This is a genomic window from Robbsia andropogonis, assembly GCF_000970345.1.
Classification (GTDB): Bacteria; Pseudomonadota; Gammaproteobacteria; order Burkholderiales; family Burkholderiaceae; genus Robbsia; species Robbsia andropogonis.
The window spans coordinates 1-708 of record NZ_LAQU01000230.1; the positions used below are offsets into that span (position 1 = coordinate 1).

The following is a 708-nucleotide window of genomic DNA, read 5'->3' on the forward strand; positions in this document are numbered from 1 at the left end:
CGGCAAGCGCCGGCGAGCCGAGCGACTGGCTGAGATCGAACAACTCTATGACCGGCATATTGTCGGCCCGGCGATCCTGGATGCGGGGCTGGCACCGTCACTCGGAGGAGACGGAGAGCATCACGAGGTTCGAGGGCATTGGCGACGACCGCACTTCAGGATGCAGCCGCATGGGCCGCAGGCAGCGCTGCGTAAGTTGATTTTCGTGGGACCGACGATCGTACGGCCGGACCGTCTTAACTGATCATTGACCTTCTAATCGTCGAAGGCAATTCGACTTTCATTGTTGGTGGTAAGGCGGTTGCGCTCGACAGGCATAAAACGTGCTGTGGGGCCGTATTGATATCGCGCCTGGCCACGGAATAAAACCGTATGGGTGGTGCCGCGGCGGGTGTTCTGAATAGTCCGACTTATGTGCTCCGGGCAAGTGATCAGCGTCTTTTCTCGACAAGTTAAAAATGATGCGCCAAATAATTATTTGCGTCGTGAAGTGTTTTTTCGGCAGGCATCAGTGGCAACAACACAGGGACTATGGATATCTCCTTCACGGCATGGGCGTTCATACCTATCGATGCAAGACATGCAGGACGATAGAAGAATTTGGTGCCCCGCCGGGTTAATGGAAGACGCTCAGGCTGGCGCGTGATCATGGGAGTTAGATCAAGGATTGGCCATGATCCTTGCCGACAATCGACAATCGACAATCGA

General features: G+C 54.9%; 2 protein-coding genes and 1 pseudogene. 2 read left to right on the plus strand and 1 reads right to left on the minus strand.

Going from position 1 to position 708, the window contains the following annotated elements; all coding sequences use genetic code 11:
- Both WM40_RS27290 and WM40_RS30575 read left to right on the plus strand, forming a co-directional pair.
- Window positions 1–244, plus strand: a pseudogene (locus WM40_RS27290) (hypothetical protein); the annotation flags it as partial.
- Between the two features lie 14 nt (window positions 245–258).
- Window positions 259–366, plus strand: a complete 108-nt coding sequence (locus WM40_RS30575; protein ID WP_269083124.1) for a PAAR domain-containing protein — start codon at window positions 259–261, stop codon at window positions 364–366.
- Window positions 367–452: 86 nt separating this feature from the next.
- Here the strand turns inward: WM40_RS30575 and WM40_RS31990 are convergent.
- Window positions 453–708 (minus strand): hypothetical protein (locus tag WM40_RS31990; RefSeq protein WP_236693739.1); only part of this gene is annotated, 256 nt, incomplete at its 5' end.